General features: G+C 67.6%; 22 protein-coding genes. 18 read left to right on the top strand and 4 right to left on the bottom strand.

Features of this window, described 5'->3' with window-relative positions; translation table 11 throughout:
- Positions 1-269 precede the first annotated feature (269 nt).
- The 12 genes from coxB to AAC997_RS17175 all read left to right on the top strand — a co-directional run bounded on the left by coxB (position 270) and on the right by AAC997_RS17175 (position 11780).
- Positions 270-1250 (top strand): cytochrome c oxidase subunit II, encoded by a 981-nt coding sequence (gene coxB / locus AAC997_RS17230; protein ID WP_340646932.1) that lies wholly within the window; start codon positions 270-272, stop codon positions 1248-1250.
- Positions 1251-1267: 17 nt separating this feature from the next.
- On the top strand, positions 1268-2926 hold the full coding sequence (ctaD, locus tag AAC997_RS17225) for a cytochrome c oxidase subunit I (RefSeq protein ID WP_340646931.1): 1659 nt from the start codon (positions 1268-1270) through the stop codon (positions 2924-2926).
- Positions 2927-3007: 81 nt separating this feature from the next.
- Entirely contained in the window at positions 3008-3976 is a 969-nt protein-coding gene (gene cyoE, locus AAC997_RS17220) for a heme o synthase (protein ID WP_340646930.1), read from the top strand.
- Entirely contained in the window at positions 3976-4122 is a 147-nt protein-coding gene (locus AAC997_RS17215; protein WP_340646929.1) for a hypothetical protein, read from the top strand. Before cyoE ends, AAC997_RS17215 begins: the two co-directional genes overlap by 1 nt.
- On the top strand, positions 4115-4741 hold the full coding sequence (locus AAC997_RS17210) for a cytochrome c oxidase assembly protein (protein ID WP_340646928.1): 627 nt from the start codon (positions 4115-4117) through the stop codon (positions 4739-4741). The genes AAC997_RS17215 and AAC997_RS17210 overlap by 8 nt, the downstream gene beginning before the upstream one ends.
- A 73-nt stretch (positions 4742-4814) precedes the next feature.
- A complete protein-coding gene (locus tag AAC997_RS17205) occupies positions 4815-5693 on the top strand; it encodes a cytochrome c oxidase subunit 3 (protein WP_340646927.1) in 879 nt (292 codons plus the stop codon).
- A gap of 4 nt (positions 5694-5697) precedes the next feature.
- Entirely contained in the window at positions 5698-6063 is a 366-nt protein-coding gene (locus AAC997_RS17200) for a DUF983 domain-containing protein (RefSeq protein ID WP_340646926.1), read from the top strand.
- Positions 6047-6787, top strand: coding sequence for an SURF1 family cytochrome oxidase biogenesis protein (locus AAC997_RS17195; protein WP_340646925.1), 741 nt, complete (start codon positions 6047-6049; stop codon positions 6785-6787). The genes AAC997_RS17200 and AAC997_RS17195 overlap by 17 nt, the downstream gene beginning before the upstream one ends.
- Positions 6787-8178, top strand: coding sequence for a threonine synthase (thrC, locus tag AAC997_RS17190; protein ID WP_340646924.1), 1392 nt, complete (start codon positions 6787-6789; stop codon positions 8176-8178). Before AAC997_RS17195 ends, thrC begins: the two co-directional genes overlap by 1 nt.
- Positions 8178-9440 (top strand): pitrilysin family protein, encoded by a 1263-nt coding sequence (locus AAC997_RS17185; protein ID WP_340646933.1) that lies wholly within the window; start codon positions 8178-8180, stop codon positions 9438-9440. Before thrC ends, AAC997_RS17185 begins: the two co-directional genes overlap by 1 nt.
- Before the next feature lie 40 nt (positions 9441-9480).
- Positions 9481-10092, top strand: a complete 612-nt coding sequence (locus tag AAC997_RS17180; protein ID WP_340646923.1) for a GNAT family protein — start codon at positions 9481-9483, stop codon at positions 10090-10092.
- 29 nt (positions 10093-10121) lie between these two features.
- Positions 10122-11780 (top strand): bifunctional diguanylate cyclase/phosphodiesterase, encoded by a 1659-nt coding sequence (locus tag AAC997_RS17175; protein ID WP_340646922.1) that lies wholly within the window; start codon positions 10122-10124, stop codon positions 11778-11780.
- Here AAC997_RS17175 and AAC997_RS17170 read toward each other — a convergent pair.
- The gene (locus AAC997_RS17170) at positions 11777-12343 is read right to left on the bottom strand and encodes a YqgE/AlgH family protein (protein WP_340646921.1); all 567 of its coding nucleotides are present in this window, start codon (positions 12341-12343) and stop codon (positions 11777-11779) included. The genes AAC997_RS17175 and AAC997_RS17170 overlap by 4 nt on opposite strands.
- Positions 12344-12458: 115 nt before the next feature.
- Between AAC997_RS17170 and AAC997_RS17165 the strand changes: the two genes are divergently transcribed.
- A complete protein-coding gene (locus AAC997_RS17165) occupies positions 12459-12941 on the top strand; it encodes a peroxiredoxin (RefSeq protein WP_340646920.1) in 483 nt (160 codons plus the stop codon).
- On the opposite strand, the gene AAC997_RS17160 is transcribed toward AAC997_RS17165, so the two are convergent.
- Entirely contained in the window at positions 12938-13543 is a 606-nt protein-coding gene (locus tag AAC997_RS17160; RefSeq protein ID WP_340646919.1) for a DNA-3-methyladenine glycosylase, read from the bottom strand. The genes AAC997_RS17165 and AAC997_RS17160 overlap by 4 nt on opposite strands.
- A gap of 14 nt (positions 13544-13557) precedes the next feature.
- Between AAC997_RS17160 and AAC997_RS17155 the strand changes: the two genes are divergently transcribed.
- Positions 13558-14742, top strand: a complete 1185-nt coding sequence (locus tag AAC997_RS17155; RefSeq protein ID WP_340646918.1) for an amidohydrolase family protein — start codon at positions 13558-13560, stop codon at positions 14740-14742.
- Here AAC997_RS17155 and AAC997_RS17150 read toward each other — a convergent pair whose 3' ends face one another.
- A complete protein-coding gene (locus AAC997_RS17150; protein WP_340646917.1) occupies positions 14743-15420 on the bottom strand; it encodes a DUF1223 domain-containing protein in 678 nt (225 codons plus the stop codon). It abuts the gene before it with no gap.
- Between the two features lie 105 nt (positions 15421-15525).
- On the opposite strand from AAC997_RS17150, the gene AAC997_RS17145 reads away from it, so the two are divergent.
- Together AAC997_RS17145 and AAC997_RS17140 are read left to right on the top strand one after the other, a co-directional pair.
- Entirely contained in the window at positions 15526-16071 is a 546-nt protein-coding gene (locus AAC997_RS17145) for a sigma-70 family RNA polymerase sigma factor (RefSeq protein WP_340646916.1), read from the top strand.
- Positions 16061-16702, top strand: a complete 642-nt coding sequence (locus tag AAC997_RS17140; RefSeq protein ID WP_340646915.1) for a DUF1109 domain-containing protein — start codon at positions 16061-16063, stop codon at positions 16700-16702. The genes AAC997_RS17145 and AAC997_RS17140 overlap by 11 nt, the downstream gene beginning before the upstream one ends.
- A gap of 137 nt (positions 16703-16839) precedes the next feature.
- Here AAC997_RS17140 and AAC997_RS17135 read toward each other — a convergent pair whose 3' ends face one another.
- Positions 16840-17856: a hypothetical protein gene (locus tag AAC997_RS17135; protein WP_340646914.1), complete on the bottom strand. Its 1017-nt coding sequence runs from the start codon at positions 17854-17856 to the stop codon at positions 16840-16842.
- Between the two features lie 229 nt (positions 17857-18085).
- On the opposite strand from AAC997_RS17135, the gene AAC997_RS17130 reads away from it, so the two are divergent.
- Both AAC997_RS17130 and AAC997_RS17125 read left to right on the top strand, forming a co-directional pair.
- Positions 18086-19189 (top strand): IS5 family transposase, encoded by a 1104-nt coding sequence (locus AAC997_RS17130; protein WP_340646913.1) that lies wholly within the window; start codon positions 18086-18088, stop codon positions 19187-19189.
- Positions 19186-19518 carry a hypothetical protein gene (locus AAC997_RS17125; protein WP_340646912.1) on the top strand — a complete coding sequence of 111 codons (333 nt, stop codon included), beginning with the start codon at positions 19186-19188 and terminating at the stop codon, positions 19516-19518. The genes AAC997_RS17130 and AAC997_RS17125 overlap by 4 nt, the downstream gene beginning before the upstream one ends.
- Positions 19519-20671: the final 1153 nt, after the last annotated feature.

The raw sequence follows: 20671 nt of genomic DNA, 5'->3' as shown, positions 1-20671 counted from the left end.
GCCCCGGAAGGCCGGCCCGCCCCTTCATCGATCACGGGTCGGCGCAGCGTGCGTCACATCGTCCAGAGCCCCTTTGCCCGCCGAAGATTCCGCCCTCTCGCGCCACCGCCGCGCCATAGGCGGCTCTACCGCCTTGGCAAGGCGTCGGCGAGCGCGTATGCACCCCGCTGAAGGGCCGATCCTCGCCAGTTTGCGGGGCCGTTCCTGTATGACGGCGGCGGCGGCGATCGTTTCGGCGAGACGCGGCCTGCCAAGCAGACCGAGGGGACATGACGTCGAGGTTTCAAGGTATGCGAGCGCTGGCGGCCGGGGCCGCAGCGGGCGCGATGACAGCATTCTGGGGCCTCTCGGCCCTGGCTGAAGATCTCGTGGGTCAGCCCACGCCGGGTGGAATTGACCTGCAGCCGGGGGTCACCCCCCTGCGTGCGGACGCGATCTTCTTCCACAACATCATTCTGCTGCCGATCATCACGGCCATCTGCGTGTTCGTGCTGGGCCTGCTGATCTGGATCGTGGTGCGCTACAACAAGCGCTCCAACCCGATCCCGGCCAAGTGGAGCCACAACACGCCGATCGAGATCATCTGGACGGTTGTTCCTGTCCTGATCCTGATGGGCATCTCGATCTTCTCGTTCAAGCTGCTGTTCGCTTACCACGACATGCCCAAGCCCTATATGACGGTGAAGGCCACCGGCTATCAGTGGTATTGGGGCTATGAGTACCCCGACCAGAAGATCGGTGAGTTCGTCTCCAACATCCTTCCCGAGGATGAGGCCAAGGCCAAGAAGGTCCCCTATCTCCTGGCGTCCACCGAGCCGCTGGTGGTTCCCGTGAACCAGGTCGTCCGTGTGCTGGTCACCGGCGCCGACGTGATCCACGCCTTCGCCGTCCCTGCCTTCGGGGTGATCACCGACGCCGTGCCCGGCCGGGTCAACGAGACCTGGTTCATGGCCGATCGCCCGGGCATCTATTACGGCCAGTGCCGTGAGTTGTGCGGCGTCGACCACGCCTTCATGCCCATCGAGGTCCACGTGCTGAGCCAGGCGGATTTCGACGCCTGGGTCGCCAAGAAGGGCGGCTCGCCCGTCGGCGCCGCGCCGGCGACTCCCGCCGCTGCGGACGCTGCGGTCCCGGTCTCGGCTACGACGCCGGCCCCCGCCTCGCCGACCAATCCCGCCGCGCCGGCTCCGGCCGCGGCGACGCCGACTTCCACGCCGCCCGCGCCCGCTCCGGCGCCGGCCGCGCTCTGATCTAGGACACGCGTACGATGGCAAACGCCGCCGCTCACGATCATCACGACGATCACGATCAACACATCCCCGGGTTCTTCACCCGTTGGTTCCTGTCGACGAACCACAAGGACATCGGCACGCTCTACCTGATCTTCGCCATCATGGCGGGCCTGGTCGGTGGCGCGCTCTCGGGTCTGATCCGCTGGGAGCTCTTTGAACCGGGGATTCAGGTCTTCCGTCCCGGCTCCCTGCTGGACAGCCTCGGTGTGATCGAGGCGTCCAAGCACGGCTACAACGCCGTCGTCACCGCCCACGCCCTGATCATGATCTTCTTCATGGTCATGCCCGCCATGATCGGCGGGTTCGGCAACTGGTTCGTGCCGCTGATGATCGGCGCGCCGGACATGGCCTTCCCGCGGATGAACAACATCTCCTTCTGGCTGCTGGTGGCGGCCTGGGTGATGCTGCTGATCTCGATGTTCGTCGACGGCGGTCCCGGCAAGGGCTTCGGCGGCGGCTGGACCCTCTATCCGCCGCTTTCCACCTCGGGCCACACCGGTCCGGCCATGGATTGCGCCATCCTTTCGGTCCACCTGGCCGGCGCCAGCTCCATCCTCGGCGCCATCAACTTCATCACCACCATCTTCAACATGCGCGCGCCGGGCATGACCCTGCACCGCATGCCGCTGTTCGTGTGGTCGATCCTGGTGACGGTCTTCCTCCTGCTGCTCTCGCTGCCCGTCCTGGCCGGCGCGATCACCATGCTGCTGACCGACCGTAACTTTAACACCCACTTCTTCGACGCCGCCGGCGGCGGCGACCCGGTCATGTACCAGCACCTGTTCTGGTTCTTCGGGCACCCTGAAGTGTACATCCTGATCCTGCCGGCCTTCGGCATGGTCAGTCACATCGTCTCGACCTTCTCCAAGAAGCCTGTCTTCGGCTATCTCGCCATGGCCTACGCCATGGTCGCCATCGGCTTCATCGGTTTCGTCGTGTGGGCCCACCACATGTACACGGTGGGCATGACCATCAATCTGCGCGCCTACTTCGTGGCCGCGACCATGGTCATCGCGGTGCCGACCGGCGTGAAGGTGTTCTCCTGGATCGCCACGATGTGGGGCGGCTCCATCGACTTCAAGACGCCCATGCTCTGGGCGATGGGCTTCATCTTCCTGTTCACCGTCGGCGGCGTGACCGGCGTGGTGCTGGCCAATGCGGGCGTCGACTACAGCCTGCACGACACCTATTACGTCGTGGCTCACTTCCACTACGTGCTGTCGCTGGGCGCCGTGTTCGGCATCTTCGCGGGCTTCTACTACTGGTTCGAGAAGATCTGGGGCGTGAAGTACCGCGAGTGGCTGGGCGCCACCCACTTCTGGATCACCTTCATCGGGGTGAACCTGATCTTCTTCCCGCAGCACTTCCTCGGCCTGCAGGGCATGCCCCGCCGCTATGTGGACTATCCGGAGGCCTTCACCCTCTGGAACCAGGTCTCCTCCATCGGCTACGCCATCACGGCGTTCGGTGTGGTGGTCTTCCTGGTGCTGCTTGCTGAAGCCGCCATCTCGCGCCGCAAGGCCGAGGCCAATCCCTGGGGCGAAGGCGCCACGACGCTGGAGTGGACCCTGTCCTCGCCGCCGCCGTTCCACCAGTTCAGCGAGCTGCCGGTGATCAAGCCCGACCTGCACTAGGTCGCGCCCTCACCAAGAACTTCCGAGGGGCGCGGGCTGGACCGATCCGGCGCGCGCCCTTCGACGTATGAGAGTAGAACCATGACGATGTCGTCAGCCCTTCCCACGAGCCGTGCGCCCGCCCGCTGGCAGGACTTCCTGCAGCTGCTGAAGCCGCGCGTGATGTCGCTGGTGGTGTTCACCGCCATCACCGGCATGGTCTGCGCTGAGGCGCCGATCAACCCGATCCTGGGCGCCATCGCCGTGCTCTGCATCGCTGTGGGGGCAGGGGCCTCGGCCTCGCTGAACATGTGGTTCGACGCCGATATCGACGCCAAGATGCGCCGCACGCGCGGCCGTCCGGTTCCGGCCGGCCGGGTGCAGGGCGCCGACGCGCTCGCGCTTGGGATCGTGCTGTCGATGTTCTCCATCATGCTGCTGGGCATGACTGTGAACTGGCTGGCGGCGGGCCTGCTGGCCTTCACCATCGTCTTTTACGCGGTCGTCTACACGATGTGGCTGAAGCGCTCGACGCCGCAGAACATCGTCATCGGCGGCCTGGCCGGCGCCCTGCCGCCGGTCATCGGCTGGGCCGCGGCCACCGGGACGGTGCCACTGAACGCCTGGCTGCTGTGCGCCATCATCTTCATGTGGACCCCACCCCACTTCTGGGCGCTGTCGCTCTACACCAGCGAAGACTACGAAAAGGCCGGCGTACCCATGATGCCGGTGGTGGCGGGCGCGAAGTCGACCCGCAAGCAGATCCTGATCTACAGCCTGCTGTTCACGCCGTTGTGCCTGGTCCCGGCCTTCACCGGCCTTGGCGGCATGACCTATCTGGCGGTGGCCGCGGGCGGGGGGCTGATCTTCCTGGTCCTGGCCTGGCGGGTGTTCAAGAGCCGGGCCGGGGACGCGGCCGACCCGCGCCAGGACGACGGCCTCTATGACGTCAAGGCCGCCGCCAAGGACGCCCGCAACCTGTTCGCCTTCTCGATCCTCTATCTGACCCTGCTCTTCGCCACCCTGTTGGCCGAGCATCTCCTCGACCTGCCTGCCTTCGGAGGTTTTTGATGAGCGATCCGCAGAACGAAGGTCCGGTCGACGCCAAGGCGCGACGCGGTCGCAACATCGCTCTGGCGCTGGGCCTGGCCCTGTTCATGATCCTGGTGTTCATCGTCACCGTCGTGCGCATGGGGGCCAATACCCCCCATGGCTAGGCCGTCGCTCTCCCCCCAGGCCCGCCGAAACCGGAAACTGGGCGCCATCTGCGCCGTGGGGTTCCTCGGCATGGTCGGCGCGGCCTACGCCTCGGTTCCGCTGTACAAGGCCTTCTGCCAGCTCACCGGCTTCGATGGCGTGGTGCGTAAGGCCGACGCCGCGCCCGACACCGTGCTGGACCGGAAGCTGCTGATCCGCTTCGACACCAATGTCCGCGAGTTGCCCTGGACCTTCACGTCCGAGCAGACCAGCCAGAACGTGCGAATCGGCGAAACCGGGCTGGCCTATTTCAAGGTCACGAACAACGGCTCGGTCCCGATGACCGGCCGGGCCCTGTACAACGTCGTCCCGGAGTCGGCCGGCGCCTATTTCCAGAAGCTGGAGTGCTTCTGCTTCTCCGACCAGACCATTCCGGCCGGAAAAACCATCGAGTTTCCCGTGGTTTACTTCGTCGATCCGAAATACGCGGACGATTTCGAGACCAAGGGCAAGCCCGAGGTGACGCTGTCCTACACCTTCTTCCCGTCCGTGGACGCGGAGAAGGCGAGCCGGCGCGCCGATGCATCGCAGGCCAAGGTTCCTTCGGCCCTTGGCGGACACACCAACGCGGGGCTATAGCCTCCGTTACGACGGTCGTGGGACGCGGAGAGGCGCCCACGGCTTTGAGATTTGAGAGGGGTTAGGACCGATTATGTCTGCCGGCGACGTCAAGCACGACTACCACCTGGTGAATCCCAGCCCCTGGCCCCTGATCGGCTCGATCGCCGCGACGGTCATGGCCCTGGGCGGTGTGATCTGGATGAAGGGCCTGTTCGGTTTGCCCGAGGGCACGCCGTGGGTCTTCTACGCGGGCTTCGCCGGCGTGCTGTACACCATGCTCGGCTGGTGGATGGATGTCGTGAAGGAAGCCAACCAGGGTGACCACACCCCGGTGGTGGCCATCGGCCTGCGCTACGGCATGATCATGTTCATCGCCTCCGAAGTGATGTTCTTCGTGGCCTGGTTCTGGATCTTCTTCGAGATGGCCCTGTTCCATGAGGCCCGGACGCTGTCCTCCATCGAGGAAGTCCGCACCGCCTGGGCCACCTGGCCGCCGGCCGGCGTCGAACTGGTCCCGGCCTGGAACCTCCCCCTGGTCAACACCCTGACCCTGCTGCTGTCGGGCACCACCGTCACCTGGAGCCACCATGCCCTGCAGGTGGGTGACCGCAAGGGCGCGAAGATCGGTCTGGCCCTGACCATCGCCCTGGGCGCCATCTTCACCGCCATCCAGGCCTACGAGTATCACCACATCCTGGAGCACAAGTACTTCTTCAGCGAGGCGGCCTCCAACGCCGGTCTCTACGGCTCCTCCTTCTTCATGGCCACGGGCTTCCACGGCTTCCACGTCCTGATCGGCACCATCTTCCTGGCGATCTGTCTGATCCGCATGATGGGCGCCGGGTTCAGCCCCAAGCAGCATTTCGGCTTCGAAGCCGCCGCCTGGTACTGGCACTTCGTGGACGTTGTCTGGCTGTTCCTGTTCGCCTTCATCTACGTCGTGTTCGGCGGAGCGGCTGGCGCCCACTAATCCGATGAGGGGTCACAATCCGCTGCTGGCGGGGCTCTTGGGCCGCTGCCCCAACTGCGGAGAAGGACCCCTCTTCTCGGGCTTTCTGAAAGTCGCCGCACGCTGCGAGGCGTGCGGTTACGATCTGGCCAAGGCCGACAGTGGTGACGGCCCCGCTGTCTTTGTCATCCTGGTCGCCGGATTCCTGGCCTGCTTCGGGGCGCTCTTCACCCAGTTCTCTTTTGATCCGCCCATCTGGCTGACCATGATCATCTGGCTGCCCCTGACGCTGTTCCTCTGCCTTGGCCTGCTGCGGCCCTTCAAGGGGATCATGCTGGCGGCCCAGTTCGCCAACCGGGCATCCGAGGCGCGTCATGACGGACAGGACTGATCCCTCCTCCCGCAAGGGTTTTCCCCTCGGCCTGACCATCGCCACGCTCATCGCGGCGGGCATTCTTGTCTGGCTGGGGGCCTGGCAGATGCAGCGCCTGGCCTGGAAGACCGATCTGCTGGGGCGCATCGCCGCCCTGCAGGCGGCTCCTGCCCGTCCCCTCGGCCCCGTCCTCGATAGCCTGGCCCAGGGCGGCCAGGGCGACTTCATCCGTGTGAAGGTCGAGTGCCCCGGCCTCGGCGCCGCCCCCTATCTGGAACTCTACTCGGTCCGGGAGAGCGGCGCCGGCCTGCGTCTCATCTCGGCCTGCGCGGTCGAGAGCGCCACCTACCGCTCGATCCTGGTGGACCGCGGCTTCATCGCCGACGTGATCTCCGCGCGACCGCAAGTGAACCCGGCCGACCGCACGCCGGTGGCCCTGGTGGGCGTGCTGCGCTCGCCGGACAAGGCGACTTTCGTGACCCCGCCCAACGACGTGGCCGGCAATCACTGGTACTCCCGCGATGTGCCCGCGATGGCCGCGCGGTTGCAGGCCACGGCGCCGGCGCCGATCATCCTGGCGGCGGAGACCAGTTCCAACCCCGGCTGGCAGGCCCTGAAGCCTGAGCCGCTCCCGGCGGAAATCCCCAACCGCCATCTCGAATACGCCCTGACCTGGTTCGGCCTTGCGGGGGCCCTGGCCGCCGTCTATGCCGCCATGCTCTGGCGGTGGTGGAAGGCTTGATGCGGTACGTTTCTACGCGGGGGCAGTCGCCCTCGGTCGGTTTTGTCGATGCGATCCTGGCGGGCCTGGCGCCCGACGGCGGCCTCTATGTGCCGGAGGAATGGCCGAGCCTGACCCACAGCGAGATCGCGGCCTTCGCCGGCAAGCCCTATGCCCATGTGGCCACCGAGGTCCTGGCGCGCTTTGTCGGCGACGAGATCGCTCGTGAAACCCTCGCGGAGATGTGCGCCGAGGCCTACGGCGCCTTCACCCACGCCGCCGTGGTGCCGGTGAAGCAGCTCTATCCGGGCGGCTTCATGGCCGAGCTGTTCCACGGGCCGAGCCTCGCCTTCAAAGACGTCGCGATGCAACTTCTGGCCCGGCTGAGCGACCACGTGCTGGCCGCCCAGAATCGCACCCAGACCATCCTCTGCGCCACCTCCGGCGACACCGGCGGGGCGGCGGTGGAGGCCTTCCGCGGCCGGGCCAACACCCGCATCGTCGCCATGTTCCCTGACGGCCGCATCAGCGAGGTGCAGCGCCGCTTCATGACCACGGCGGGCGAGGACAATGTCCGCTGCGTCTCGGTCTCCGGCACCTTCGACGACTGCCAGGCGATCCTCAAGGACGCGCTCTCCGACCAGAGCCTCAAGCAGGCCGTCGGTCTGTCGGCGGTGAACTCCATCAACTTCGCCCGCATCGTCGCCCAGGCGGTCTATTACTTCACCAGCGCCGTGGCGGTTGGCGCGCCGCATCGCCCGGTGGCCTTCGCGGTGCCCTCGGGCAATTTCGGTGACGGCTTCGCGGGCTTCATGGCCAAGCGCATGGGCCTGCCGATCTCCAAGATCATCGTGGCCACCAATTCCAATGACATCCTGGCCCGCGCCTTCCAGGACGGCCGCTACGGTCGTGGGGCCGTCGCCCAGACCCAGTCACCGGCCATGGACATCCAGTCGGCGTCCAATTTCGAGCGGCTCTATTTCGAGGCCGTCCGCCGCGATGGCGTCGAGACCGCACGGGCCTTCAAGGCCTTCGGGGACACCGGGGTCATCGACATTCCGCCGGGCGCCCTGGCCATGATGCGCGAGACCTTCGTGGGCGTCGCCATCAACGAGCGCGAGACCAGCGGCTCCATCGTCGCCACCTTGAACGAGACCGGTGAACTGATCGACCCGCATACCGCCGTGGGCATGGCCGCCTTCCGCCGGGCGCGAGCGATGACCGATCCCATCGTGGTGCTGTCGACGGCCCATGCCGCGAAGTTCCCGGAAGCCGTCAGCGCCGCCTGCGGCGAGACCCCGGTCATGCCCCGCAGCGCCCAGAACCTGGCGGGCAAGGCCGAGCGCTTCGACCGCCTGCCGGCCGACGCCGACACCATCAAGGCCTACGTCCGGGCCTTCGCGGAAAGCTGATCCTGGCCACGCTCCACACCCTCTCCAACGGCGTCCGCGTCGTCTGTGACCCGGTCCCGGGACTCGAGACCGTGGCGTTGTCCGTCGTCGCCGGCCGCGGGGCGCGGTTCGAGGACGAGGCCCGGTCGGGCTGGTCCCACCTGCTCGAACACATGGTCTTCAAGGGCGCGGGCGGGCGCTCGGCCCGCGAGATCGTCGAGGTCGTGGAAGCCGAGGGCGGCTCCATCAACGCCGCCACCGGCTATGAGCGCACCAGCTTCCAGATTCGCGCTCTGGCCGGGGGGCTGGACCTGGGCTCCGCGGTGCTGGCCGACCTGATCCAGCGCCCGGTGATCGAGCCTGCTGATCTCACGCGGGAAAAGCAGGTGGTGGGCCAGGAGATCGCCGAGGCCACCGACACCCCCGACGACGTGGTCTTCGAGATGGCCCAGGGGGCGGCCTTCCGCGACCAGGCCCTGGGCCGGTCCATCCTGGGCACCGACGCCTCCATCGCCCCGGCCACCCAGGCGACCCTCTCCGACTGGCGCGCGGCGCTCTATGCGCCCCAGACCCTGATCTTCTCGGCCTCCGGCGCGATCACCGAGGACGAGGTGCTCAAGCTCGCCGAGCGGGATTTCGGCGGGGCCGTGGGGCGGCCGATTCCCGACGCCGCGCCGGGTGTGTTCACCGGCGGCAGCGAGACGGCGTCCAAGTCGCTGGAGCAGGCGAACCTGGTGTTCCTGCTGCCGGCCGTGGGCGTGCGCCACGACGACTATTTTCCCTTACGCCTGTTCGCCGAGATCCTGGGCGGCGGCATGGCCTCGCGGCTGTTCCAGGAGGCGCGCGAGAAGCGCGGCCTGGCCTATGCGGTGGACGCCTATTCCGAGACCTATGCCGACACCGGCGTGCTGGGTGTGTTCGCCGGCTGCGCGGCCAAGGACGCCGCCGAACTGGCCAAGGTGGCGGCCGGTGAAATCCAGAGCCTGGCCGGGCGCGTCGAGGCCGCCGAACTGGCCCGCGCCAAGGCCCAGCTCAAGGCCGGTATGTTCATGGCGCGCGAGTCGCTGCAGTCGCGCACCGAGCAGGCCGCTGGCCAGGTGCTGCTGTTTGGCCGTCTGCTGGCCACCGCCGAGATCGCTGAGCAGATCGACGCCGTCGAGGCCGCCGACCTGGCCCGGCTGGGCGCTTCCCTGCTGGCGCCGGGCAAGGCGGCGGTCAGCGTGCTGGGTCCCAAGGCCGCGCTCAAGGCCGCCGACGCGTTCCAGAAGGCGCTGTTCGGCTAGAGAGCTTGACGCCCTCGGCCCCACGGTCGACCTTCTCCTCATGGCCCTGCTGGACTGGATCGCGCCGGAAAGCGGCCTACGCGTGGAAGGCGAGGGCGTGTTCCTGCGCCCGGCCCGCAGCGCCGACTTCGAGGCATGGCGCGAGCTGCGCGCCGCCTCGCGCGATTTCCTGCAACCCTGGGAGCCAATCTGGCCCGCCGACGACCTGAGCCGCGCGGCCTTTCGGCGCAGACTGACCGCCTATGCCCGGGATCGCGAGGCAGGATCGGCCTATCCGTTTTTCGTTTTCCGCAGTAGCGACGAGGCTCTGACGGGCGGCATCACGCTTTCCAACGTCCGCCGGGGCGTCGCCCAGATGGGATCGGTGGGCTATTGGTGCGGCCAAGCCTTTGCCCGGCAAGGACAAACCCTGGCCGCCGTCCGGGCGCTCACCCTGTTTTCCTTCCGGACCCTGGCCCTGCATCGTCTCGAGGCCGCCTGCCTTCCGACCAACGAACCCAGCCGGAAACTGCTCAATCGGGCCGGGTTCGCCGAGGAGGGATATGCCAAGGCTTATTTAAAAATTAACGGCGTTTGGCGAGATCATGTCCTGTTCGGGCTTGTCTCGCCGCTTCGCGCGGCTCTGGAGCCTGATCAAGGAGTGTCGGTCTAGCCGGCGCGAGACCAGAGTTAGTCGAGGCGATGCCGAACGACCGTTGGATCTGGGACGCCACGACGACGCTTGAAGCGTTGGGCGCCGCCGACGTGGCCCTGTGGCTATGGGAGCCGGAGCGCGACCGGCTGCGCATAACCGGCGCCTCGCGCGCCCTGGGCCTCGGCCCGCTTGCCCCCGAATGTTCGTCCGCCGCCATGCGGGCGCTCGCCATGCCCCAGGACCGGGCCCTGGCCGAGGAAGTGCTGCGCGTCCAGGAGCCGGGCAGCGAGATCGCCGTGCGCCTGCGGATGCGGGCCGGCGGCGTCTGCATCTGGCGCGGCGTCTGGCTGGAGGAGGGACTGCGCGCCGCCGGCGTCGTGGCGCCGGAGACCAAGTTCGCCGCCTCCGACGTCGACAAGCTGACCGGCCTGTTGGACCGCAAGAGTTTCATCGCCCAGGCCCGCGAGCGTCTGCAGACCCCGGGCGTCCACGAGCTGGTGGTAGCCGACCTCGACCGCCTGCGCCGTCTGAACGAGGCGCTCGGCCACGAGCGCGCCGATCTGGTGCTGGCGGCGCTCGGCTCTCGCATGGCCGCGGCCTTCCCGCCCGGCGTGCTGATGGCTCGCATCGGCGAGGACGAGTTCGCCCTGCTGAGCCCCATTCGCGCCATCAGCGCCGCCGACACCCTGCGCAAGGCCCTGGAACAGCCCCTGCGGGTCGCCGGCTTCGATATCCATCCCACCCTGTCCATCGGCGCTGTCGAGGCCATGGGCGGCGACGAGGCGCCCGAGGCGGCCGAATTGCTGCGCCGGGCCGAGCTCGCCGTGGAATCAGCCAAGAGCAACGGCCGTGGCGGCGGGGCCGCCTATGGCCGCACCATGGAGACCGACGGCCTGTCGCGCCTGGCTCTGGAAAGCGATCTGCGCGGGGCCATCGGGCGTGGCGAGCTTTCGGCCTACTACCAGCCCATCGTGCGCCTCTCGACAGGGGCGCTGTCGGGCTTCGAGGCCCTGGTGCGCTGGAAACATCCCCGGCGTGGCCTGCTGTCCCCCGATCAGTTCCTGCCGCTCTGCGAAGAAATGGGACTGATGAGCGACCTGGGGGCCCTGATGATGCGCCAGGCCGCCGAGCAACTCGCCGTCTGGCGCAACAACCACCGGGCGGCCGGCGACCTCACGGTGGCGGTCAACCTTTCCACCGGCGAGATCGACCGGCCAGACCTCGTCTCCGACGTCATGCGCATCCGTCGCGACACCGGCCTGCCGCCGGGCGCGCTGAAGCTGGAGGTCACCGAAGGCGACGTCATGCGCGATCCCGACCGGGCGGCTGTGATCCTGGGCAAGCTGCGGGAAGCCGGCGCGGCCCTGGCCCTCGACGATTTCGGCACCGGCTTCTCATCGCTCAGCTACCTGACCCGGCTGCCCTTCGACACCCTGAAGATCGACCGCTACTTCGTGCGCACCATGGCCACCAACGAAGGCTCGGCGAAGATCGTCACCTCGGTGGTGAAGCTGGGCCAGGACCTCGACCTGGAAGTCGTCGCCGAGGGCGTCGAGAACGCCCAGATGGCCAAGGCCCTGCTGGCGGTGGGCTGCGACTACGGCCAGGGCTTCGGCTACGCGCCGGCGTTGTCGGCCCAGGAAGCCGAGGTCTATCTCAACGAAAGCTATGTCGACGGCGCGGCGCCGGTGAAGGCGCGCGGTTAGGCCCGTCCCGCCTCCGCCGTCAGCAGACTGGCGTCCACCCCCAGCTTGGCCAGAGCCTTGGTCCACTTCCTCTCGTGGTCGGGGTCGAAGATCAGGGCCTCGTCGGCGGCGCAGGTGAGCCAGACGTTCTCGCGGATCTCGTATTCCAGTTGCCCGGCGCCCCAGCCGGCATAGCCCAGCGCCAGCAGGGCGCGGCGCGGGTGATCCTGCGCGCCCATGGCCTCAAGCGCCTCGCGGGTGGGGGTCAGGGCGACGCCGCCCCCCAGCTCGATGCTGTGGTCGCCGGCGCTGTAGTCGTCGGTGTGGACCACGAAGCCGCGCTCACGCTGCACCGGCCCCCCGATCAGCACCAGGTCGGGAGGGATCTCGATCTGCGCCGTGACGTCCAGGCGCTTCAGCAGGTCCGGCACGGTCAGGCCCTCGACCGGCCGGTTCACCGCGATGCCCATGGCGTGGGTCTCGTCGTGGGCGCAGATCAGCACCAGGGCGCGCTCGAAGCGTGGATCGCCGATGCCCGGCATGGCGATCAAGAGCTGGCCGCAGAGGAAGGTGGCGTCGTCCATCACCCCTAGTTTGAAGCCGAACGCGGCGCTTTCAAGTCTCGACCCCAGAAGTTCTGCGTTGAACCCCTGCCCAGCGGGTTTATCTGGGTTCCAACGCCATCACGGGAGAGAGACCATGACCATCAAAGTCGGCGACAAGCTGCCCAGCGCCAACCTCATCGCCGGAACCGCCGAAGGTCCCAAGCCCACCACCACCGACGAGATCTTCGCAGGCAAGAAGGTGGCCTTCTTCGCCGTCCCCGGCGCCTTCACCCCCACCTGCTCGGCCAAGCACGTGCCCGGCTACAAGGACCTGGCCGGAGACATCAAGGGCAAGGGCGTCGACACCATCGTTTGCCTGTCGGTCAACGACGCCTTCGTCATGAAGGCCTGGGGCGAGAACCAGGGCGTCATGGACACCCTGCAGATGATCGCCGATCCGGCCGGCGACTTCACCAAGGCCGTGGGCCTGGACATGGACGGCTCCAAGTTCGGCCTGGGCCTGCGCTCGCAGCGCTACTCCATGATCGTGGAGGATGGCGTGGTGAAGGAACTGAACGTCGAGGCTCCCGGCGAATTCAAGGTCTCGGCCGCCGACTACCTGCTGGCCCAACTCTAGGACGCTACGACTTTCGGGAACGGCCGGCTCAGGAATTTCGAGCCGGCCAGACCGTAGCGCCAGGGGGTCTGGATCGCCTTGGTGAGGCCGATGCGCGGCCCCACCGCGATCTCCCAATCCTGCAACGACGGCTCCAGCGCGAAGGGCGCCGCCCCCAGCGGCAGGCCGTCATGCGCGAGGGTGACCCCAAGCGCCTGGCACAGCCGCCCGGGCCCGGCGCACAGCAGGCGCAACGCCTCCATACCGCGCCGTTCACGCATCAGCTCGATCCCGGCCGTCGGCTCGAGGGCCCGGATCAGCACGGCGCTGCCCGGGGTGTCGCCGCAGACGATGTTCAAACACCAGTGCAGGCCGTAGGACCGGTAGACATAGGCGTGGCCGACCGGCCCGAACATCGCCCCATTGCGCGCCGTCTGGCCGTTATAGGCGTGGCTGGCGGGGTCCTCGTGGTGATAGGCCTCGGTCTCCACGACGCGGCCGCCGACGCCGTCCACGGTGAGGATCATCCCGATCAGCTCGCGGGCGACCTCGGCCGGATGGCGCGTGAACAGCTTGACGTCGGGTGCGCTTGGGTCCGAACTGTCGGCAAGAAAAGAAGTCATCAGGGAAGATCGCCATGCCTTATGTCGAGGGCCAGACCATCCATGACGCCGACAGCCATGTCATGGAGCTTCCCGGGGCCATTATCCCCTATGTCGAGCCGGGTCTCCGCGAAGACTTCGCGGCCAAGACCATCAAGAAAAACGCCCTCGTCGAATGGACCGCCAAGGCCCAAGCCCTGCACGACGATCCGGAATTCCGCGCCGGCGACGAAGCCAACCTGCTGCTGCGCAAGAACTACCAGGCGATCGGCTCGTTCCGGAACGAGGACCGGCCCAAGGCGCTGGACCTGCTGGGCTTCACCAGCCAGCTGGTCTTCACCACCGCGGCGCTGGGCAACTACGGGCTGGAGGAGATGGGGGAGGTCGAGCTGGCCGTGGCCGGCGCCCGGGCTCACAACCGCATGATGACCGACTTCTGTTCGGTGGACCGCCGCCTGCTGGCGACGGGCTATGTCAGCCTCGTGGACATCGGGCGCGCACCTGACATCGCTCGCGAGGCCATCGCGCTGGGCGCCAAGGGCCTGGTCATTCCCTCGCGCCATCCGCCGCACCATTCCCCCAGCCATAGCGGCCTCGACCCGCTCTGGGCGGTGGCCCAGGAGGCCGGCGTGCCGATCCTGTTCCACGTCGGCGGCGAGGAGAAGATGCACAAGGCCTATCTGGAGAACGGCGGGCCGCAGGTGCTGGACTTCCACGGCGGGGCGGAGAACTTCACCTCGCTGACCTTCATGACCATCCCGCTGTCGGTGTGGCAGACCTTGTCGGCCCTGGTGATCGACGGGGTCTTCGACCGCTTCCCGAACCTGAAGTTCGGAGCCATCGAGCTGGGGGCGTCCTGGCTGCCCAGCCTGATGCGGTTCATGGACTCAGGCGCGGCGGCCTTCGGCAAGGAGGAGCGGCTGCAGAAACTCTCGGCCAAGCCCAGCGAGATCCTGCGCCGGCAGTTCCGCGTGACCCCCTATCCGCACGAGGACACCGCCTGGATCATCGCCAATTCCGGCCCGGAGATGTGCCTGTTCTCGTCGGATTTCCCGCACGTGGAGGGCGGCCGCAATCCGCTGAAGCGGTTCAACGACGCCCTGGAGGGCGCCTCGGACGCCGCCAAACGCGGCTTCTACCGCGACAATTTCATCGACCTGATGGGCAAGGGTCTCGACCCCTCCCTGCACGACCATCCGGCGCTGATGGCGGCGGAATAGTCAGGTCTTGGCGGCGGCCAGGATCGGGCCGCCAGGACCGGCCTGGACCAGGATGGCGGTCTTCAGTCGGGGATCGGCGCCCGTCGGCAGGCGGTAGGTGACGGCCTGGCCGGTATAGGCGCCCAGACGGGTCATTTCGTGGACCACGTTGCGGTGGGGCAGGGTCTTGCCGGTGTTCTCGCCGCGCTTGACCGGCGTCTGGACGATGGCCGGGTCATAGCGCACCAGCCAGACGTCGGCCTTGGCCGGCTTGGCCGCGCCCACGGTCAGGACGCCGTCCTCGACGGAGAGCTGAGGCCCGGCCGCCATCGGCGACCTGCGGGCCGCGCTCTCGATCTCGGCGAGCCTGTTCCCCACCACGTCGGTGCGCCCGTTGACCACCACCTGGGGCGTCCAGACCTGGGTGTGGCGCAGGCCCTTGGCGTAGGCCCACTGGCGGTCGGTATAGGCCTTGCTGGCGAAGGTGTCCTTCCAGCCGAGCTTGTCCCAGTAGGTGACGCCGAAACTCAAGGCGAGCACATCGGGGCGGTCGGCCAGCTTGGCGAGGTTGGCGTTGGCCGGGGGACACGAGGAACAGCCCTGGCTGGTGAACAGCTCCACCACGGTGAGCGGCTTCGGCTGGGCCACGGCGGGCAGGACGAGGGTCAGGCTGAGAGCCAGACCGAGCAGACGGGGCATTCGAACACTCCCTTTCGCTCAACAGGTTCGCCGCGCCGCCGGGTTCGGTTACAGCTAGGCTCGGTGTAACGACTTCCGCCCCGCCCGCGTACCTGGGGGAGACACGTGGACCAGACTGAAGCGCAACTGCGGGCCTTGATGCTCGCCGGCCTGGCCGGCGACGCCGCGGCGCATCGCGCTCTGCTGGGAGAACTGGGCCGCCTGCTGCGCCGCTACTACGCCCGGCGGATGGGCTTCGGGACGCCCGAGGCCGAAGACCTTGTTCAGGAAACCTTGATCGCCGTGCATACCCGTCGCGCCACCTATGATCCGCAGCAGCCCTTCACCGCCTGGGCCTATGCGATCGCGCGCTACAAGATGATCGACCATCTGCGGCGGATGAAGGTGCGTCCCTCCTCGCCGCTGGAGGCGGCCAGCGACCTGTTCACCGACGGCGGCGCCGAGGACCTGGTGGTCAAGCGCGACCTCGACAAGGTGCTGGCGCAGGTCTCGGCCCGCACCAGCGCCCTGATCCGCGACGTGAAGGTGGAGGGGCTGTCGACCCGCGAGGCCGCGCAGAAGCATGGCTTGAGCGAGACGGCGGTGAAGGTCGCCGTCCACCGCGGCCTGAAGGCGCTGACCGCCAAGTTCGGAGGCGCCGGTGAAAACTGACGACTTGATCGAACGGCTGACCTCTGACCTTGAGCCGGCGTCGCCCTGGTGGGTCACGCGGCGCATCCTGATCGGCCTGGGGTCCGGAGCCTTCTTCTCGGCCCTGCTGATGATCTTCTGGCTGGGCGTGCGGCCCGACCTGATGGACGCCATGACCGGGACGATGTTCTGGGTGAAGTTCGCCTACACCCTGGCCTGTTCGGCGGTGCTGGCCGCCGCCCTGATCCGGGTGGCGCGGCCCGGCGGGTCCATGGGCTCCCTGGCATGGTCGCTGGCGGCCCCCTTCGCCCTGGTCGGCGGCATGGCGCTGTGGCGGCTGGCGAACGCCGACCCGGTGATCGCCCGAGGGATGGTGATGGGCGACTCCGCCGAGGTCTGTCCCTGGCGCATCGCGGTCCTCAGCATTCCCATCCTGGCCGGCGCGATCTGGGCCTTGCGGGGCCTGGCTCCCACGCGACTGGTCCTGTCGGGCCTCGTGGCCGGCGGCTGCGCCGGGGCCATTGGCGCCTGGATCTATGCCTTCCACTGTGACGAGAGCGCCGCAGCCTTCGTGGCCCTCTGGTACACCGCGGGCATGGCGGTGACAGCCCTGCTGGGCGCCCTGGCGGGGCGGCGGCTGCTGAGGTGGTGAACCTTCCCGGAGGGTTGGCTGGGGCGCTGGCTTGAGGTTAGAGGCGCTATTTGACCCCCCAAACCTCCGCCGGAACGCAGCCGTCCAGCGGACCTTCGGAATGACCGCCCTGGGTGATGGGGTGGCGTTCAACGCTCTCACACGGTGAGCTGCTCACCCAACGCCACTCCCAACCCCGCCAGCGCCGCCCCCACCGCCTGCGCCGGATATCCCGGAGCCGGGGCCGCCTTCGTCCCAGGCAAGGCGTGCAGGAAGGCGTCCATGATCGCCGCCACCGGCGCCTCACGGGCGAGGATCGGCCGCACGGCGGGGGGGCGCCGCTTCGCCGCCTCCAGCCACCGGGCATAGGCCCACCGGGCATAGGCGCTGTCATAGTCGGCGTGGGCGACCAGGAACGCCCGCTCTTCCGGTGAGAGATCGAACCCGGACCCAAGCGCATAGCCAAAGTCGGCGAGGTAGAGGTCTTCGCCGTCGGTCAACAGGTTGCGGGCGTGCAGGTCGAAGTGGAAAAGGCCCCGCTTGTTCATGAAGGCGACGGCGCCCATCCACTGATCGTGCGCGGCCGCCAGCTTCGCGCCCCTCGGCCGCGCGACTTTCAGCCAGGTCTCCAGGTCCCGGCCTACGAATTCCTGGATCATCACGATATTGGCCGGGGCGCGGGTCACCTCATCGACCCTGGCGATGATCGCCGGGTTTCCCGACCAGAACTCCGGGATCCGCGCCAGCCAGGCCAGCTGCCGCTCGCTGAGCTTCGGCGCCGTGCGCGGCAGCACCCGCGCGTGGTGCAGGATCGGAAAGTGTGGGCAGGCTCCGGCCAGCACCCAGCCGCTCGTCATCCGGGCGGCCGCCAGCTCCCGCCCCGCAGCGAAACCCGCCGAGCCCACGGCATATTGGTAGAGGCTGGGCAGGCCGAAGAGATCAGCGGTGACGCTTCCCGCCGGCCCGGCGTCGAGCTCGCGGCGGGTCAACGCCATGCGCTTGGCGAACACCCTCCGGCCCGCGAAATCCAGGATCGCGCTCTCGCTGCCATGGAAGCTGACCCGCCAGTCTGCCGCGTCCAACAGGGCTGCCAGGTCGCCGTCGCTGAGCGCCGCGAGGGGTGTCGCCACCGCCTCATGCGCCCGGCTCCGGCGCGCCAGTTTCTCCAGACCCATCGTGGCGATCCCCAAACCAACACCCTCGACGAAGCGCGAACCCTGGAGAAGTGACCCCGGGATGCTAACTCACGGTCGGCGTTCGATACAGCCTCGGTCGAGAGCCGTCACCGACGTCCTGCCGAGCAGCGGGCGCCATGAACTTCGCCTAACAGGCTGTTGAAGAAGTCCGTAGCGGCGTCGGACTCGGCATGATTCACTCCTTCCCAGAGGTGTTGAGGGGAAGGTGATGCGGGGTTCGGACAAGCGCTCGGGATCGTTGTTCTCGTACGTGGACCTGGAGGCGCGGGTGAGGCGCGATCATCCGCTGAGGCGGATTCGTCATTTCACCGACGCGGCGCTTGAGAGCCTGAGCGAGGACTTTTCACAGCTCTATTCGGGGATGGGCCGGCCGTCGGTTCCGCCGGAGATGCTGCTGCGGGCGATGCTGCTGCAGGCGTTCTATTCGATCCGCTCGGAGCGGCAGTTGATGGAACGGCTGGAGTTCGACCTGCTGTTCCGCTGGTTCGTGGGGCTGGGGGTCGATGATCCGGCCTGGGACCATTCGAGCTTCACCAAGAACCGCGACCGGCTGCTGGAAGGCGAGATCGCCGCCAAGTTCCTGGCCGCGGTGCTGGTCCAGCCGCAGGTCAAGCGGCTGCTGTCCACCGACCACTTCAGCGTCGATGGCACGCTGATCGAGGCCTGGGCTTCCATGAAGAGCTTCAAGCCCAGGGAACCGGGCGAGGATGACGCGCCGCCACCTCCAGCTTCGGGGGGCGGGCGCAACTCCGACGTGGACTTCAAGGGCCAGAAGCGCTCGAACGAGACGCACCGGAGCACCACCGATCCTGAGGCGAGACTGTACCGCAAGGGACCGGGCATGGAGGCCAGGCTCTGCTTCATCGGCCACACCCTGATGGAGAACCGCTCGGGCCTGATCGTCGACACCCGCCTGACCGCCGCGGACGGCCACGCCGAACGCAACGCCGCCCTGTCGATGAGCGAGCCGCGCGCCGACCGGCCCCGCGCGATCAGCCTGGGCGCGGACAAGGGCTATGACGCCGAGGACTTCGTCAACGAGCTGAAGTCGATGAACGTGCGCCCGCACGTGGCCCAGAACACCAACCGCCGTCGCTCGGCCATCGACGGGCGCACCACCCGTCATCCCGGCTACGGCATGAGCCAGAAGATCCGCAAGCGCATCGAGGAAGGGTTCGGCTGGATCAAGACCATAGCCGGTCAGCGCAAGACCCGGTTCCGAGGCCGGGACAAGGTCGGATGGGCCTTCGCCCTCGCGGCGGCGGCCTACAATCTGGTCCGCCTGCCCAAGCTCATCGAGGCTCCGGCATGACCCTCCAGGGCAAGTGGCGGATCGTCGAGATGCCGGATTATGAGGCCGACTTTCCCGACATGATGGGTCCTGCCTACATCCTGTTCGGCCCCGCCGGCGGCGAGTTCGCCTTCGGATGCGTCACCGGGACCTTCCCGGGCCACCTCGATGACGATGCCGATGCTGTCCAGTTCAGTTGGGACGGCAACGACGAGATGGATGAAGCCTGCGGCGAGGGATGGGCCGAAATTCAGCCCGACGGCTCGCTCGCCGGAGAAATTATCTTCCACGGCGGCGACGAAATCGCCTTCACCGCCAAGCCGTGGCCGACTTCTTCAACAGCCTGCTAAGGGTGGAAAGCGGCCCTCCGGCATTCTTCATCGCTCACGCGGTCACTGACCGGACGCGGCGATTCTGCGCGCCTTGAGAGATCCGACAGTGAGAAGCTGCAAGCTTCCTCTACGCATGGATTAGCCCGCGCTCTAAGGCTAGGCTGGCCTATGGCAACAGGTCGGACATCGCTTTTTGTCGGCGTCGCGGCGGCGCTGGGCCTCACCTTCTCAGCTCCCGGCCCGTCCGATCCTCCACCCTGCCATGCGGCATTGGTTGGCCCCGCCCGATGCCCCTATGAGCCCCGCGATCCCGGACATTCACTGCCCAAAAAGCGGGTGGCCGTGCTGTGCGTGTTTCGACATCAGGCGATCGTGGCGTTGTCCTCCGGCGACCCCGTCTGGGATGCTGAAGTCCGAGAAGCGATTGCGGAAATGGGCTGGAACGCGGGGGTCAAGACGCCCGCCGGGTGGGTTCCCACGGGCGTAAGCTCGAATTGGTCACCCGCACCTCGTGCGCCGGACATAGACTGCGAGGAGATAAGAAAATTCATCGGCCTGACTACAGAATAGGCCCTCTTGGGTCCTGGCGATCGAACCCGGTGCGCAAGTACTCGGATGGGGACGCGCCGAAGGTCTCGAAGCGGTGGAAAGCGGATGCTGGGCGAGAAGGCTCCCGCTGATGAAGCTGCATCTGCCCGCCCCGCTTCTGTTCATCCTGCTCCTTTCAGGGTGCGCCCATGGGCCGCCCCGTTACGGAGAGACGCGTCACGAAAAGAACGTGCAGGTCTGTGCTGAGGCGGCCAATACCTTGGACATTGGCGCGAAACTGAGACCAGACGGCACCTGCGACATTACCCACTGGAGCCCTTAGGCAAGGTTGGGTTGCCGTCAGCTTTGGGTCGCGAGCGGTCCCGAGCAAGGCCGCCACAAGCAGACCTTCCCTGGATCGCCGGAAGCCGGACCCGGTCGATGTCCGCAGGGGTGGAACGCGGGCCTCGCTGCAGCTAGGCTTCGTCTGTGCCTGGCGCGCCAGGATCATATGAGGTTCGCTAGGGTCGATCCTCACCAGGAAAGGGCCGGCGCATGATCACCGTGTGGGGCGGACAGACCTCGCGATCGATCCGGGTCGTCTGGGTGCTGGAGGAGATGGGCCTTCCCTACAGCGTGCGGC

The sequence above is a fragment of the Phenylobacterium sp. genome (assembly GCF_037968635.1).
Lineage (GTDB): Bacteria > Pseudomonadota > Alphaproteobacteria > Caulobacterales > Caulobacteraceae > Phenylobacterium.
This window is presented reverse-complemented; position numbering and strand designations above follow the sequence as displayed.